The organism is Escherichia sp. E3659, from assembly GCF_005781135.1.
In the GTDB taxonomy this organism is placed as follows: Bacteria; Pseudomonadota; Gammaproteobacteria; order Enterobacterales; family Enterobacteriaceae; genus Escherichia.
Genome location: NZ_VATQ01000014.1, coordinates 85079 through 100533, shown reverse-complemented (window position 1 = coordinate 100533; position 15455 = coordinate 85079). Strand labels below are relative to the sequence as shown.

The window sequence follows — 15455 nt, the reverse complement described above, 5'->3', positions numbered from 1 at the left end:
GTGACCTGACAGCCAAATCCAAGTAACAGGAATTTAATCATGTTTACAGTAATGTAACCTTCCCGTAAAATGCCCACACACTTTAAACGCCACCAGATCCCGTGGAATTGAGGTCGTTAAATGAGACTCAGGAAATACAATAAAAGTTTGGGATGGTTGTCATTATTTGCAGGCACTGTATTGCTCAGTGGTTGTAATTCTGCGCTGTTAGATCCCAAAGGACAGATTGGTCTGGAGCAACGTTCACTGATACTGACGGCATTTGGCCTGATGTTGATTGTCGTTATTCCCGCAATCTTGATGGCTGTTGGTTTCGCCTGGAAGTACCGTGCGAGCAATAAAGATGCTAAGTACAGCCCGAACTGGTCACACTCCAATAAAGTGGAAGCTGTGGTCTGGACGGTACCTATCTTAATCATCATCTTCCTTGCGGTACTGACCTGGAAAACCACTCACGCTCTTGAGCCTAGCAAGCCGCTGGCACACGACGAGAAGCCCATTACCATCGAAGTGGTTTCCATGGACTGGAAATGGTTCTTCATCTACCCGGAACAGGGAATTGCTACCGTGAATGAAATCGCTTTCCCGGCGAACACTCCGGTGTACTTCAAAGTGACCTCCAACTCCGTGATGAACTCCTTCTTCATTCCGCGTCTGGGTAGCCAGATTTATGCCATGGCCGGTATGCAGACTCGCCTGCATCTGATCGCCAACGAACCCGGTACTTATGACGGTATCTCCGCCAGCTACAGCGGTCCGGGCTTCTCAGGCATGAAGTTCAAAGCTATCGCAACGCCGGATCGCGCCGAATTCGACCAGTGGGTCGCAAAAGCGAAACAGTCGCCGAACAGCATGTCTGACATGGCAGCGTTCGAAAAACTGGCCGCGCCTAGCGAATACAACCAGGTGGAATATTTCTCCAACGTGAAACCAGACTTGTTTGCCGATGTGATTAATAAGTTTATGGCTCACGGTAAGAGCATGGACATGACCCAGCCAGAAGGTGAGCACAGCGCACACGAAGGTATGGAAGGCATGGACATGAGCCACGCGGAATCCGCCCATTAAAGGGGTTGAGGAAGAATAAAGATGTTCGGAAAATTATCACTTGATGCAGTCCCGTACCATGAACCTATCGTCATGGTTACGATCGCTGGCATTATTTTGGGAGGTCTGGCGCTCGTTGGCCTGATCACTTACTTCGGTAAGTGGACCTACCTGTGGAAAGAGTGGCTGACCTCCGTCGACCATAAACGCCTCGGTATCATGTATATCATCGTAGCGATTGTGATGTTGCTGCGTGGTTTTGCTGACGCCATTATGATGCGTAGCCAGCAGGCCCTTGCCTCGGCGGGTGAAGCGGGCTTCCTGCCACCTCACCACTACGATCAGATCTTCACCGCGCACGGCGTGATTATGATCTTCTTCGTGGCGATGCCTTTCGTTATCGGTCTGATGAACCTGGTGGTTCCGCTGCAGATCGGCGCGCGTGACGTTGCGTTCCCGTTCCTCAACAACTTAAGCTTCTGGTTTACCGTTGTTGGTGTGATTCTGGTTAACGTTTCTCTCGGTGTGGGCGAATTTGCGCAGACCGGCTGGCTGGCCTATCCACCGCTATCGGGAATAGAGTACAGTCCGGGAGTCGGTGTCGATTACTGGATATGGAGTCTCCAGCTATCCGGTATAGGTACGACGCTAACCGGTATCAACTTCTTTGTTACCATTCTGAAGATGCGTGCACCGGGCATGACCATGTTTAAGATGCCGGTATTTACCTGGGCATCACTGTGCGCAAACATTCTGATTATTGCTTCCTTCCCAATTCTGACGGTTACCGTCGCGTTGTTGACCCTGGATCGCTATCTGGGCACCCATTTCTTTACCAACGATATGGGTGGCAACATGATGATGTACATCAACCTGATTTGGGCCTGGGGCCACCCGGAAGTTTACATCCTGATCCTGCCTGTTTTCGGTGTGTTCTCCGAAATTGCGGCAACCTTCTCGCGTAAACGTCTGTTTGGTTATACCTCGCTGGTATGGGCAACCGTCTGTATCACCGTGCTGTCGTTCATCGTCTGGCTGCACCACTTCTTTACGATGGGTGCGGGCGCGAACGTAAACGCCTTCTTTGGTATCACCACAATGATTATCGCCATCCCGACCGGGGTGAAGATCTTCAACTGGCTGTTCACCATGTATCAGGGCCGCATCGTGTTCCATTCTGCGATGCTGTGGACCATCGGCTTTATCGTCACCTTCTCGGTGGGCGGTATGACTGGTGTGCTGCTGGCAGTACCGGGCGCGGACTTCGTTCTGCATAACAGCCTGTTCCTGATTGCGCACTTCCATAACGTTATCATCGGCGGCGTGGTCTTCGGCTGCTTCGCAGGGATGACCTACTGGTGGCCTAAAGCGTTCGGTTTCAAACTGAACGAAACCTGGGGTAAACGCGCGTTCTGGTTCTGGATCATCGGCTTCTTCGTTGCCTTTATGCCGCTGTATGCGCTGGGCTTCATGGGCATGACTCGTCGCTTGAGCCAGCAGATTGACCCGCAGTTCCACACCATGCTGATGATTGCAGCCAGCGGTGCGGTACTGATTGCGCTGGGTATTCTCTGCCTCGTTATTCAGATGTACGTTTCTATTCGCGACCGCGACCAGAACCGTGACCTGACTGGCGACCCGTGGGGTGGCCGTACGCTGGAGTGGGCAACCTCTTCCCCTCCTCCGTTCTATAACTTTGCCATTGTGCCGCACGTTCACGAGCGTGATGCATTCTGGGAAATGAAAGAGAAAGGCGAAGCGTACAAAAAGCCTGACCACTATGAAGAAATTCATATGCCGAAAAACAGCGGCGCCGGTATCGTCATTGCGGCTTTCTCCACCATCTTCGGTTTCGCCATGATCTGGCATATCTGGTGGCTGGCGATTGTTGGCTTCGCAGGCATGATCATCACCTGGATCGTGAAAAGCTTCGACGAGGACGTGGATTACTACGTGCCGGTGGCAGAAATCGAAAAACTGGAAAACCAGCATTTCGATGAGATTACTAAGGCAGGGCTGAAAAATGGCAACTGATACTTTGACGCACGCGACTGCCCACGCGCACGAACACGGGCACCACGATGCAGGCGGAACCAAAATCTTCGGATTTTGGATCTACCTGATGAGCGACTGCATTCTGTTCTCTATCTTGTTTGCTACCTATGCCGTTCTGGTGAACGGCACCGCAGGCGGCCCGACAGGTAAGGACATTTTCGAACTGCCGTTCGTTCTGGTTGAAACTTTCTTGCTGTTGTTCAGCTCCATCACCTACGGCATGGCGGCTATCGCCATGTACAAAAACAACAAAAGCCAGGTTATCTCCTGGCTGGCGTTGACCTGGTTGTTTGGTGCCGGATTTATCGGGATGGAAATCTACGAATTCCATCACCTGATTGTTAACGGCATGGGTCCGGATCGCAGCGGCTTCCTGTCAGCGTTCTTTGCGCTGGTCGGCACGCACGGTCTGCACGTCACTTCCGGTCTTATCTGGATGGCGGTGCTGATGGTACAAATCGCCCGTCGCGGCCTGACCAGCACTAACCGTACCCGCATCATGTGTCTGAGCCTGTTCTGGCACTTCCTGGATGTGGTTTGGATCTGTGTGTTCACTGTTGTTTATCTGATGGGGGCGATGTAATGAGTCATTCTAACGAACATAGCGGCGCATCCCATGGCAGCGTAAAAACCTACATGACAGGCTTTATCCTGTCGGTAATCCTGACGGTGATCCCGTTCTGGATGGTAATGACAGGTTCTGCCTCTCCGGCCGTAATTCTGGGAACAATCCTGGTAATGGCTGTGGTACAGGTTCTGGTGCATCTGGTGTGCTTCCTGCACATGAATACCAAATCAGATGAAGGCTGGAACATGACGGCGTTTGTCTTCACCGTGCTAATCATCGCTATCCTGGTTGTGGGCTCCATCTGGATTATGTGGAACCTCAACTACAACATGATGATGCACTAAGAGCGGCGGTTATGATGTTTAAGCAATACCTGCAAGTAACGAAACCAGGCATCATCTTTGGCAACCTGATCTCGGTGATTGGGGGATTCCTGTTAGCCTCAAAAGGCAGCATTGATTATCCCCTGTTTATCTACACGCTGGTTGGGGTGTCACTGGTTGTGGCGTCGGGTTGTGTGTTTAACAACTACATCGACAGGGATATCGACAGAAAGATGGAAAGGACGAAGAATCGGGTGCTGGTTAAAGGCCTGATCTCTCCTGCTGTCTCGCTGGTGTACGCCACCTTGCTGGGTATTGCTGGCTTTATGCTGCTGTGGTTTGGCGCGAATCCGCTGGCCTGCTGGCTGGGGGTGATGGGCTTTGTGGTTTATGTCGGCGTTTATAGCCTGTACATGAAACGCCACTCGGTCTACGGCACATTGATTGGTTCGCTTTCCGGCGCAGCGCCGCCGGTGATCGGCTACTGTGCAGTAACCGGCGAGTTCGATAGCGGCGCAGCGATCCTGCTGGCTATCTTCAGCCTGTGGCAGATGCCTCACTCCTATGCCATCGCCATTTTCCGCTTTAAGGATTATCAGGCGGCGAACATTCCGGTACTGCCGGTGGTAAAAGGCATTTCGGTAGCGAAGAACCACATTACGCTGTATATCATCGCCTTTGCCGTTGCCACGCTGATGCTCTCTCTTGGCGGTTACGCTGGGTATAAATATCTGGTGGTCGCCGCGGCGGTGAGCGTCTGGTGGTTAGGTATGGCCCTGCGCGGTTATAAAGTTGCTGATGACAGAGTCTGGGCGCGCAAGCTGTTCGGCTTCTCTATCATCGCCATCACTGCCCTCTCGGTGATGATGTCCGTTGATTTTATGGTGCCGGACTCGCATACGCTGCTGGCTGCTGTGTGGTAAATCTTATCGTCATCAAAAAACCCGCTTACTCTGGCGGGTTTTTTATTGCCCCCACTTTTAGCAGATCCACTTCTTTACCCTTTATCATTGCCGTTGCGGCAATAATGCGAGTCTTCACCTGTGAACACATTTTCGACTCAAAATCGGATCTATAAAGAAGGAGCAATGAATTGCTGCTAAACGAACCGATTATGTAATCAGTAAAGTTAATATTCAGTCGGTTTAAGCCGAAAGGCTCGAAACCAACCGTTTGGATAATTTCTTTACCAGACGGACTCTTAATGTTGTACGTAACACGAAGATTGGCCACTTCGCCTAATTTATTGGTTTCGGCAAAGAGGCTGTCCATACAGGAAAAGCTCTCATCTAAAAAATTATCCCGCATTCCAGAATGGGTAATTCTGATGGCTGGCAACGTATCGTCAACCGTTTTTCTGTCAATCATGTCTTTTCGACAAGTAGCCAGAAAATCTTCCGGGCCACCATAAATGTGGACACCTTTATCAAGATATTCCTTCGCTTTCTTACAATCTACCTCAACATACTGACCATTGGCGTACATCATGCCCAATCTGGACCATGCTAAATTTATACCGTGTTGCGCGGCCTGATTAAATAACGCATACGCTTTGGCGTAATCCACCCGTATAAGTGTACCGGAATAGTAAATATCTCCCAGTGCCAGCAAAGCATCTCCATGACCTTGCCTGGCGGCTAACTCGAACCATTTAATCGCTTCCTGCACGTTGGGTTTCGTATCATAGCGGGGCTGATAATATTCCCAGCCTAACAGGCTCTGCGCGTCGACATCCCCCGATTCAGCCATTTTATGCAGTGTACTTATAACATCGGGCGCAGGTTTACCATCGTATATGCTGTCATACAATTCATGCGCTTTCTCACTTGCCACCACGCCTGGTGAAACTATCAGCATTAAAGAAAATAATATTCTTTTAGGCAACATAAAATATCCCTTATTTATCTTGCACCTGAATATGCTCTTCTTTTAATAAATCACGTTGTTTTCCATTCAGTATCGCCGTCGCAGATTTAACAGAATAAGTCAAATCATGAAAATCGCATAAATTACGATTATACATTGGGATGTCTATATAGCTTTTTCTTATATGACTGGAATTATTATACATATCCACACCGAGCGTATTCAAACTAAAAGGAGGGACAGAAAGAGTATATTCTTTATTCACTCCCTCCCCCCCTTTTAGCTCAAGCGTCAACTGCAAATTAGTTATACCACTAATTTTATCTGCATTAATTTCAATACTGACATCGCATATTTTTGGTTTTTCATTTGCGTTAAAGCCATAGGTCCCGTAATGTTTTAACGTGATGTAAGGTAAAGTATCACCCTGTGTTTCTCGGTTTTTTTGATCTTGATTACAACGGGTTAAATATTCATCCTTATTGAATTTCATTGAATATTTCCCTGCGCCTTTTTCGTAATATTCCCATGCCTTATCACAATCAAGCGTTTCACCTAATCCGTTGTAATACATCCAACTTAACCACAATGCAGCTTTTTTTGCCCCTTGCTGTTCAGCCTTGTCAAAAAGCACGCTCGCTTTAGAATAATCAACCTCACCGGTCAACCCAGAATAGTAAATATTCCCCAGGGCCACTAATGCTTTTTCGTCATTCTTATTTGCAGCTAATTCGTACCATTTTTTGGCTTCGACAGCATCAATTTTTAAACCAGCACTGCCATTTTCGTAGGCATCGCCCATGGTATACTGCGCCATCGGATAACCTTTTTCTGCCGCAGTGCGAAACCATTGCAGTGCTTTCTTTATGGTGTCTAAAGAACGTCTATCATCAGAAGGTGAAAAATCATCGAGATAAAGATTTCCGACAATATAATCCATTTCGGGGTCGCCTTCCTGCGCCCATAGAGTCGCCAGACGCAGAATTTCCGGTTTACTGAAACCAATTCGCCCCCAAAAAAGCAAATCATTCTCGGGTGCCTGACCGACATAACGACTGACAAATTCAATTAAACTCGCCCGTTTCGTTTTGTCTGTCTCGGCCCCGGATTTCAATTCATAGGCCTGATTAATTATTTTATTCATCAAATCAGGCGGAATATTAAGATCGTCAGTTTTCGACTTACTGGCATACATCTGTGCTCGTGTCACATCCAGGGTTATGCCTTTACCATATTGAAAGAAATAACGTGCATTATAACAACCGTATTCGCCCCCCTGGTTACAGGCTTTCTCATACCACTGAATCGCCTTTGGGATGTCAACAGATACTGTCACTCCGTGTTCATAAACAAATCCCAGTAGCACTAGCGCCTGCGTGTTATTGGTATCAGCTAATTTTTGCAGTTCTTTTAACGCCGTCTGATCTTTATTGACAATACGTTCATACAGTTGATCAATATCTGTTGAAGCATGACAAAAAGAAGCCAGAGATAAACCCAATGATAATAAAATAACTTTACCAGACCACATACATTCCTCCTTGATATATTCAACCAGCAAACATCCACCTCATGAATAAATACGCTGCCATAACGGCCCAGGTAATAAGTAAACATTTAAGCTGAAACAGCATAACCAGTGCCTCCAACGCTTCTATTTATTGCGATAAAATAACACCATCCTTTGATAAAAAATTACACGCCCATCAATAAACCCGAAAATAATGTCATTAGTTGCAGGATAAAATCATTTGAGCTTTTCATTTGTTATATTTAACGCATGATGTATTAATGGCAAGAATATGAGAGAAACTCATACCTGACGTAAAAATCACTCTCTTATGTAATATTTACTCATTAACACTCTGTTTACCTAACATGCGCTCCGCACTACACTATGTGGGCAATTTTTTAAGAGGTGGTAATGAACGATTATAAAATGACGCCAGGTGAGCGGCGCGCGACCTGGGGTTTAGGGACCGTATTTTCATTGCGCATGCTGGGCATGTTTATGGTACTGCCGGTTCTGACTACGTACGGTATGGCACTGCAAGGCGCCAGCGAAGCATTAATCGGTATTGCCATTGGTATTTATGGTCTGACCCAGGCCGTTTTTCAGATTCCGTTTGGCCTGCTTTCCGACCGCATTGGTCGAAAACCATTAATTGTCGGCGGACTGGCAGTATTTGCTGCCGGTAGCGTTATTGCTGCACTTTCCGACTCCATCTGGGGAATTATTCTGGGCCGGGCGCTACAAGGCTCCGGCGCCATAGCCGCAGCCGTTATGGCGTTGCTTTCCGATCTCACTCGCGAACAAAACCGCACCAAAGCGATGGCGTTTATTGGCGTGAGCTTCGGCATTACCTTCGCCATTGCGATGGTGCTTGGCCCGATCATTACTCACAAACTTGGGCTGCACGCGCTGTTCTGGATGATCGCTATTCTGGCAACGATCGGCATTGCGTTGACCATTTGGGTTGTACCCAACAGCAGCACGCACGTACTTAATCGTGAGTCCGGGATGGTGAAAGGCAGTTTCAGTAAAGTGCTGGCGGAACCACGGCTGCTGAAACTCAACTTCGGCATTATGTGTCTGCACATGCTGCTGATGTCGACGTTTGTTGCCCTGCCAGGGCAACTGGCTGATGCGGGTTTCCCGGCGGCTGAACACTGGAAGGTCTATCTGGCAACGATGTTAATCGCCTTTGGCTCTGTCGTACCTTTCATTATCTACGCTGAAGTTAAGCGTAAAATGAAACAAGTCTTTGTCTTCTGCGTCGGGCTGATCGTGGTTGCGGAAATCGTGTTGTGGAACGCACAAACGCAGTTCTGGCAACTGGTGGTCGGCGTGCAGCTTTTCTTTGTGGCGTTTAATTTGATGGAAGCCCTTCTGCCTTCGCTTATCAGTAAAGAGTCTCCAGCTGGTTACAAAGGTACGGCGATGGGCGTTTACTCCACCAGCCAGTTTCTTGGCGTGGCGATTGGTGGTTCGCTGGGCGGCTGGATTGACGGCATGTTTGACGGTCAGGGCGTATTTCTCGCTGGCGCAATGCTGGCAGCATTGTGGCTGGCAGTCGCCAGTACCATGAAAGAACCACCGTATGTCAGCAGCTTGCGCATTGAAATCCCAGAAAACGTAATGGCAGATGAAAAACTGGAAAAATGCTTACTGACAACGCCTGGTGTCAAAGATGTACTGCTGGCGAAGTTAGAACATTGCGTCTATGTGAAAGTAGACAGTAAAATCACCAATCGTTTTGAAATAGAGCGAGTAATCAACGAAGTATCTTATTAAATAATAAGCACGGTGCTATTCATGAAAAATAAAATAGCACCGTACTTCGTAACACCATAATCCTTTAAACCCTCCATTATTAATACTTCGCTTAATTCCATATAACTGGACGATTACATTAGAAGTAAACTATACTTTTTATGAAATATCAGGGATAAATTATTCACATGGAAAATACATCATGTACAAATCATTATTTACTATTATCATTCTACTGTATAGCGCCAGTTCATATGCAAAAAGCGAATCCCCTCCCGCAAGCACTATAACTTTCATTGCACAAATCGATCATGTTGAGCCAAATAAAACAGCATTATCTCATGATTTGAAACTCGTTCTTGCCGATCGTTTTTATTTCAAAACCAGTAATCCTTGCGAAACAAATTCAATTTCTGCTCGACCAGAATCAATGGGTATTACTGACAAAGCCTATGCCGACAAATTAAAAAAATTAGAAACTCCTTTTCTTGATGATCGCTATTTCTTTATGACCATCAATCAGTGTGACGGTAATGGCACTCCCATGCTGACAGACATAAAAGTATGTACAACAGAATTATGTGGTGCTGAATATACAAAGAAAATGTCTACTGTATGGCTCGATGAAACTTTAAAACCAACTGCTAAACGTCTGGCAATTTATTTTATTCAATCTCCTTTACCCTTTGACGATGAGAAAAAACAATGGAAAGTCACCGGATGGTATATCTCATCAACTGATAATCCGTCTTCAACTAAACAGATTGCATTTGAAGGATATACAGACACAGATAACTTCTCCGATTCTAAATTTATTTCTTCATTTCAATCCTGGTTTGAAAGTGGAAAGATAAAAAACATTGCTAACTATAATCCAAAAGGAGAAAGAGATGGAAAATACGAAAGTTATTACAATAGCAATGGTAACGTCTATGAATCTCTAAGTTTTTCTAATGGTCTTATCAACGGCGAGTTTATTACATATTATGAAAATGGGACCATTGAAAGTAAACGTCATTTTAATAACGGCAAAATTAAAGATGGTGAATGCCCTCATTTTTATGAAGATGGAAAAATCAAACAGCAGCATAGCTATCTGAATAGTAAACTCGATGGTCCTGCATATGAATATTATCCTGATGGCAAACTCATGCAGGAAAATTTCTATCAGCAAAGTGAGTTGATTGGAAAAGATACCAGTTACTACCAATCCGGAAAAATAAGCTCTATACACAATAGAAATTCCCGTGGTCAGTATGATGGAGCTAACGAACGTTATAGTGAAGAGGGTAAGTTACTGTCTAAATCCGTCTATAAAGACGGAAAACAAATTTCTGTTCAAACCTGGTATGAAAATGGGCAGAAAGAAGAGGAGAAACATTTTGATGAGCAAGGCCAATTAAATGGTCTGGTTAAGCAATGGTATAAAAATGGAAATCTTGCAAAATCACAAAACTATAAACATGACATACTCGATGGTAACAGTGAAGAGTGGTACGAAAATGGCATCCCTGAGAGTTTGTACCCTTATAAGAATGGAAAAACCGACGGTATTGCCAAATCATGGAATAAGTATGGTAAATTAACCTATTCAATCGAATACAAAAATGGCGTAGAGAATGGGGCATATCGTAACTGGAGCAAAAACACAGGTAAACTAACCAAAGAAACCCTGTACGTCAATGGTATCAGACAAGGAGTGGAAAAAGAGTTTAACGATCGCACAGGTAAACTATTAACCTCAACGCAATATGTTAATAATAAAAGACATGGTACGGAGGAAACTTATGATCAAAACGGAATAAAATATATTACATGCTATCAAAATGATGAGAAATTATCGTCTTTAGACACTCCAACACAAATAAAAGATAATGCAACAACAGGCGACTCCAGTGCTCAATTTGCATTAGGGAAATACGAATTCATCTGTGCAAATATAGATGAAGGGATTAAATGGTTAACCAAATCTGCAGAGCAAAAAAACACTGATGCGATATACTTTTTAGCGACAGTCTACAAAGGCAATGGTATACCTGCAAACAATGAAAAATACCTGACATATCTGCAACAAGCTGCAACACTGGGCAATAGTAATGCCCAGGCGGAAATTGGCTATTTATATCTCATCGGAAAAGAACTACCACAGAATCTTCCTGATGCTGGTGTCTGGTTCAAAAAAGCAGCTGCACAAGGTAATTTTGCCGCACATTTCTACCTGGGAAGGATGTATCAGAATGGTGACGGCGTTGAGAGAAATATGGAAAAAGCCAGGTTTCATCTATCTAATGCGGCAGAAGGCGGAATAGAACCTGCGCTTAAAGCATTAAATGAACTTGAACATCAAACAAAATAAAGCGCTCAGGGACCACGTAAGGTTCATCAAACAGAAAAGGATATAGTTTGCGATGAAAGCGAAATCTACTTTGTTATTAATGATTTTATCTGTGTTTTATTCTCATCAGGTTTTATCCAGCGAACCCACTCAGCCGGATGTTTATTCTGTCGTCGAGCAAAAACTAAACTCTGCTTTACCTCTGGAAGAAAATACCACCTTCAGATCGCAAGCTGAATGGTTTAATTTGCAATATGAATTATTAGTATCTGGCTACCCTGAACGTGCTTACAATTTACTGAGCAAACTTGAAACAGAATCTAAAAACGCTAAATATTATCTGGATTTAACGGCCTCCAGAGTCGCTGAAGAAGGAGCACCAGAGACAGCCTTAACTTTTTTATCAAAAATTGGGTTAAATAAACCGGCAACTCTTACATCCTTTGAGAGCTATATCAATAGCTGGATAAAAAGCAAACAACCCGAAAAGGCGATGCAGCTTCTCAGCCTCGATGACAATGCCCTGCATTATTATTTACCTACTGTGTTAGTCGCATATCAGAGTGATCCTGATAAGGCAATAAGTATTTATAATACTGTATATGGTGATAATGTTGTTATACCCTACCAGCAAGTCACCATGTTACTTACAGTTGCGGAGGGTTATCAAACAAAAGGCGATATAAAAAACGCCATTCATTATGCCGATAAGGCGCTGAATATGTTTGATAAAGCTATTGCTGTAGATAGCAGTCGTGAATCCCATTATGGTGATGAGTATTTGAAACTCATGAATATCTACGCTGCCAATGGCAACAAAGAAAAAGCGGTAGTTTTATCTCAACGTCTACACAAAGCCATTACCGAATCTCAATCGAATTACTTAAGTACTCTGGAAGGAATTTTATTGTTTTATAGAAATAATGATATGCAGCAAGACTATCAAAACAGCCTTTCAAATTACATAGTATTTATCGATAAAATTTTTGCCTTTTCCCCATCAACAAGAAGTGAATTAAGCCTCATTAATTTATTAAGTTCATTAAATGAGGTGGAATTGATGAAAAAACGTCTGGCGCTTCTGATGACAGCACCAGAATACGCTTGTTATGATAGTCAGTATTGTTATGAAGACAAAGTCAGCGCATTAAAAATCCTGTATAGTCATCAGGACAATGAGCTAATGGACAAATATTTCACGACTCTTCTTAAAGAGATCAGTAATCAACCATTAGAAGACTGGGATATAATAATAAGTAATACTGGTGAAAAATTTAGTGAAGTGGGTCTAACCAAATATGCTCAACATCTCGCATCTTTCGCTGAAGAATTTTATATAAACGAGCAAAAATCACATTCTGAAAGTGAAATGAGAGGACTATTTTCATCACTTGCCGAATTATATAGTTTTGGTAATGATACTGCCAGCGCAAACCGAGTGCTGCATCAGCATGTCCCTGCCTTCAATACAGATCATATGATTCAATATTATATAAATGCCAAAGAATGGAGCAATGCCAGGGAATTATTGATAAAAGAGGAAATGTTGGGTATGCATAATCTGATATTGTTGGAGAATATTTGTATGCAGAAAAATGCAGAATGCATGGCACACATTACCTTTACGCTTAATAAATTAACAACACAACCAGCAATAACAAAAATAGATAGCGTGGGCAATGAGCAACTTTATCAGATTGGCAAAATCTACCATAAGTTGGAAATTAAACCTGAGCCAGAGCAACAGGCTTTAATTCAGTCGCTTTATGACCGGGCATCAGGAAACGCCTCTGCAACTCAATAAATGCATGGTCAAAAGGGCCACCACGGTGGCCCTGACAATCAGTAGCTATATCCAGAAAGTTAATCGCGGAAGTTTTTGAACTGGAACGGCTGACCGAGATCGCCACCGCGCACCATCGCCATGACAGCCTGCAAATCATCACGAGATTTGCCAGTCACGCGGATCTCATCGCCCTGAATTTGCGCCTGCACTTTCAGTTTGCTGTCTTTGATCATCTTGACGATTTTCTTCTGGGTCGCGCTCTCAATGCCCTGTTTCAGTTTCGCTTCCACAAACCAGGTTTTACCGCTATGAACGATATTTTCCGGTACATCCAGCGAACTGCCTTCAATGCCGCGCTTCAGCAGCTTGGCACGCAGAATATCCAGCAACTGATTGACCTGGAAATCGGACTCGCTCAACACTTTAATGGTTTTGCTGGCGTCGTTCAGCTCAAATGAGGCTTCAACGTTACGGAAGTCAAAACGGGACTCCACTTCGCGGCTCGCGTTATCGACCGCGTTACGTGCTTCCTGAAGATCAACTTCAGAGACAATATCGAAAGATGGCATCTTTTCCTCTCCCTTCATTTTTGATGCGAAGCATAATACCTGCAAAGTTAAATAACCAACAGTCCTGCACCAGGACGTATCCCTTAATTGTGCATAGACGCAACAGCATGCACAATTAAGGGATAGCCTTATTGAACACCCGGAGTGGTTGCGGGTGAGGAGGAACAATGAAAATTACCGTATTGGGATGCGGTGCCTTAGGGCAATTATGGCTTACAGCACTTTGCAAACAGGGTCACGAAGTTCAGGGCTGGCTGCGCGTACCGCAACCTTATTGTAGCGTGAATCTGGTTGAGACTGACGGTTCGATATTTAACGAATCGCTGACCGCTAACGATCCCGATTTTCTGGCCACCAGCGATCTGTTACTGGTGACGCTGAAAGCATGGCAGGTTTCCGATGCCGTCAAAAGCCTCGCGTCCACACTGCCTGTAACCACGCCAATACTGTTAATTCACAACGGCATGGGTACCATCGAAGAGTTGCAAAACATTCAGCAGCCGTTACTGATGGGCACCACCACCCATGCCGCCCGCCGCGACGGCAATGTCATTATTCATGTGGCAAACGGTATCACGCATATTGGTCCGGCACGGCAACAGGATGGCGATTACAGTTATCTGGCGGATATTTTGCAAACCGTGTTACCTGACGTTGCCTGGCATAACAATATTCGCGCCGAGCTGTGGCGCAAACTGGCAGTCAACTGTGTGATTAATCCACTGACTGCCATCTGGAATTGCCCGAACGGTGAATTACGTCATCATCCGCAAGAAATTATGCAGATATGCGAAGAAGTCGCGGCAGTGATTGAACGCGAAGGGCATCATACTTCAGCAGAAGATTTGCGTGATTACGTGATGCAGGTGATTGATGCCACAGCGGAAAATATCTCGTCGATGTTGCAGGATATCCGCGCGCTGCGCCACACTGAAATCGACTATATCAATGGTTTTCTCTTACGCCGCGCCCGTGCGCATGGGATTGCCGTACCGGAAAACACCCGCCTGTTTGAAATGGTAAAAAGAAAGGAGAGTGAATATGAGCGCATCGGCACTGGTTTGCCTCGCCCCTGGTAGTGAAGAGACTGAAGCCGTCACCACTATCGATCTGCTGGTTCGCGGCGGAATCAAAGTCACCACTGCCAGCGTCGCCAGCGATGGTAACCTGGCGATTACCTGCTCGCGCGGCGTGAAGCTGCTGGCGGATGCGCCGCTGGTCGAAGTGGCTGATGGCGAATATGACGTGATCGTGCTGCCTGGTGGCATTAAAGGCGCGGAATGTTTTCGCGATAGCACCCTGCTGGTTGAAACTGTTAAACAGTTCCACCGTTCCGGGCGTATCGTCGCGGCTATTTGCGCCGCGCCAGCCACTGTGCTGGTGCCGCACGATATCTTCCCGATTGGCAATATGACCGGCTTCCCGACGCTGAAAGATAAAATTCCCGCTGAACAATGGCAGGACAAGCGCGTCGTCTGGGATGCACGGGTAAAATTGCTGACCAGCCAGGGGCCGGGTACAGCTATCGACTTTGGTCTGAAAATTATCGACCTGCTGGTTGGGCGCGAGAAAGCCCATGAAGTGGCATCACAACTGGTGATGGCGGCAGGGATTTATAATTATTACGAGTAG

The 15455-nt window shown here is 45.5% G+C and carries 13 protein-coding genes; 10 read left to right on the top strand and 3 right to left on the bottom strand.

All coding sequences use genetic code 11. From position 1 onward, the window contains the following. The first annotated feature begins 120 nt into the window (after nucleotides 1–120). Genes cyoA through cyoE form a run of 5 tightly spaced genes read left to right on the top strand, consistent with a single transcriptional unit; the run spans nucleotide 121 to nucleotide 4916 of the window. Nucleotides 121–1068, top strand: coding sequence for a cytochrome o ubiquinol oxidase subunit II (gene cyoA, locus FEK47_RS11730; RefSeq protein ID WP_001239440.1), 948 nt, complete (start codon nucleotides 121–123; stop codon nucleotides 1066–1068). A 21-nt stretch (nucleotides 1069–1089) separates the two neighbouring features. Further along, a complete protein-coding gene (gene cyoB, locus FEK47_RS11725) occupies nucleotides 1090–3081 on the top strand; it encodes a cytochrome o ubiquinol oxidase subunit I (protein WP_130215449.1) in 1992 nt (663 codons plus the stop codon). Continuing rightward, a complete protein-coding gene (locus FEK47_RS11720; protein WP_000179819.1) occupies nucleotides 3071–3685 on the top strand; it encodes a cytochrome o ubiquinol oxidase subunit III in 615 nt (204 codons plus the stop codon). Before cyoB ends, FEK47_RS11720 begins: the two co-directional genes overlap by 11 nt. Beyond that, the gene (locus tag FEK47_RS11715) at nucleotides 3685–4014 is read left to right on the top strand and encodes a cytochrome o ubiquinol oxidase subunit IV (RefSeq protein ID WP_130237752.1); all 330 of its coding nucleotides are present in this window, start codon (nucleotides 3685–3687) and stop codon (nucleotides 4012–4014) included. The genes FEK47_RS11720 and FEK47_RS11715 overlap by 1 nt, the downstream gene beginning before the upstream one ends. An 11-nt stretch (nucleotides 4015–4025) precedes the next feature. Continuing rightward, nucleotides 4026–4916 (top strand): heme o synthase, encoded by an 891-nt coding sequence (gene cyoE / locus FEK47_RS11710; RefSeq protein ID WP_000971339.1) that lies wholly within the window; start codon nucleotides 4026–4028, stop codon nucleotides 4914–4916. A 25-nt stretch (nucleotides 4917–4941) separates the two neighbouring features. Here cyoE and FEK47_RS11705 read toward each other — a convergent pair whose 3' ends face one another. Together FEK47_RS11705 and FEK47_RS11700 are read right to left on the bottom strand one after the other, a co-directional pair. After that, nucleotides 4942–5880, bottom strand: a complete 939-nt coding sequence (locus FEK47_RS11705) for a tetratricopeptide repeat protein (RefSeq protein ID WP_135486580.1) — start codon at nucleotides 5878–5880, stop codon at nucleotides 4942–4944. 10 nt (nucleotides 5881–5890) lie between these two features. Further along, nucleotides 5891–7390: an SEL1-like repeat protein gene (locus tag FEK47_RS11700; RefSeq protein WP_138183191.1), complete on the bottom strand. Its 1500-nt coding sequence runs from the start codon at nucleotides 7388–7390 to the stop codon at nucleotides 5891–5893. Between the two features lie 393 nt (nucleotides 7391–7783). Between FEK47_RS11700 and FEK47_RS11695 the strand changes: the two genes are divergently transcribed. The 3 genes from FEK47_RS11695 (at nucleotide 7784) to FEK47_RS11685 (ending at nucleotide 13272) form a co-directional block, all read left to right on the top strand. Then, a complete protein-coding gene (locus FEK47_RS11695; RefSeq protein ID WP_135486583.1) occupies nucleotides 7784–9154 on the top strand; it encodes an MFS transporter in 1371 nt (456 codons plus the stop codon). 181 nt (nucleotides 9155–9335) lie between these two features. Next, nucleotides 9336–11489, top strand: coding sequence for an SEL1-like repeat protein (locus FEK47_RS11690; RefSeq protein ID WP_135486584.1), 2154 nt, complete (start codon nucleotides 9336–9338; stop codon nucleotides 11487–11489). Between the two features lie 52 nt (nucleotides 11490–11541). Next, complete coding sequence (locus tag FEK47_RS11685) at nucleotides 11542–13272, top strand: hypothetical protein (protein WP_138183190.1); 1731 nt, start codon at nucleotides 11542–11544, stop codon at nucleotides 13270–13272. 59 nt (nucleotides 13273–13331) lie between these two features. On the opposite strand, the gene yajQ is transcribed toward FEK47_RS11685, so the two are convergent. Next, a complete protein-coding gene (gene yajQ, locus FEK47_RS11680) occupies nucleotides 13332–13823 on the bottom strand; it encodes a nucleotide binding protein YajQ (protein WP_001138904.1) in 492 nt (163 codons plus the stop codon). Between the two features lie 167 nt (nucleotides 13824–13990). On the opposite strand from yajQ, the gene panE reads away from it, so the two are divergent. Together panE and yajL are read left to right on the top strand one after the other, a co-directional pair. Continuing rightward, complete coding sequence (gene panE, locus FEK47_RS11675; protein WP_000705865.1) at nucleotides 13991–14902, top strand: 2-dehydropantoate 2-reductase; 912 nt, start codon at nucleotides 13991–13993, stop codon at nucleotides 14900–14902. Further along, entirely contained in the window at nucleotides 14865–15455 is a 591-nt protein-coding gene (gene yajL / locus FEK47_RS11670; RefSeq protein WP_001276309.1) for a protein deglycase YajL, read from the top strand. The genes panE and yajL overlap by 38 nt, the downstream gene beginning before the upstream one ends.

Excerpts from the sequence above, each read along its gene's own strand:
- cyoA (WP_001239440.1), top strand. The coding sequence starts at position 121 with ATGAGACTCAGGAAATACAATAAAAGTTTGGGATGGTTGTCATTATTT.
- cyoB (WP_130215449.1), top strand. The coding sequence starts at position 1,090 with ATGTTCGGAAAATTATCACTTGATGCAGTCCCGTACCATGAACCTATC.
- FEK47_RS11720 (WP_000179819.1), top strand. The coding sequence starts at position 3,071 with ATGGCAACTGATACTTTGACGCACGCGACTGCCCACGCGCACGAACAC.
- FEK47_RS11715 (WP_130237752.1), top strand. The coding sequence starts at position 3,685 with ATGAGTCATTCTAACGAACATAGCGGCGCATCCCATGGCAGCGTAAAA.
- cyoE (WP_000971339.1), top strand. The coding sequence starts at position 4,026 with ATGATGTTTAAGCAATACCTGCAAGTAACGAAACCAGGCATCATCTTT.
- FEK47_RS11705 (WP_135486580.1), bottom strand. The coding sequence starts at position 5,880 with ATGTTGCCTAAAAGAATATTATTTTCTTTAATGCTGATAGTTTCACCA.
- FEK47_RS11700 (WP_138183191.1), bottom strand. The coding sequence starts at position 7,390 with ATGTGGTCTGGTAAAGTTATTTTATTATCATTGGGTTTATCTCTGGCT.
- FEK47_RS11695 (WP_135486583.1), top strand. The coding sequence starts at position 7,784 with ATGAACGATTATAAAATGACGCCAGGTGAGCGGCGCGCGACCTGGGGT.
- FEK47_RS11690 (WP_135486584.1), top strand. The coding sequence starts at position 9,336 with ATGTACAAATCATTATTTACTATTATCATTCTACTGTATAGCGCCAGT.
- FEK47_RS11685 (WP_138183190.1), top strand. The coding sequence starts at position 11,542 with ATGAAAGCGAAATCTACTTTGTTATTAATGATTTTATCTGTGTTTTAT.
- yajQ (WP_001138904.1), bottom strand. The coding sequence starts at position 13,823 with ATGCCATCTTTCGATATTGTCTCTGAAGTTGATCTTCAGGAAGCACGT.
- panE (WP_000705865.1), top strand. The coding sequence starts at position 13,991 with ATGAAAATTACCGTATTGGGATGCGGTGCCTTAGGGCAATTATGGCTT.
- yajL (WP_001276309.1), top strand. The coding sequence starts at position 14,865 with ATGAGCGCATCGGCACTGGTTTGCCTCGCCCCTGGTAGTGAAGAGACT.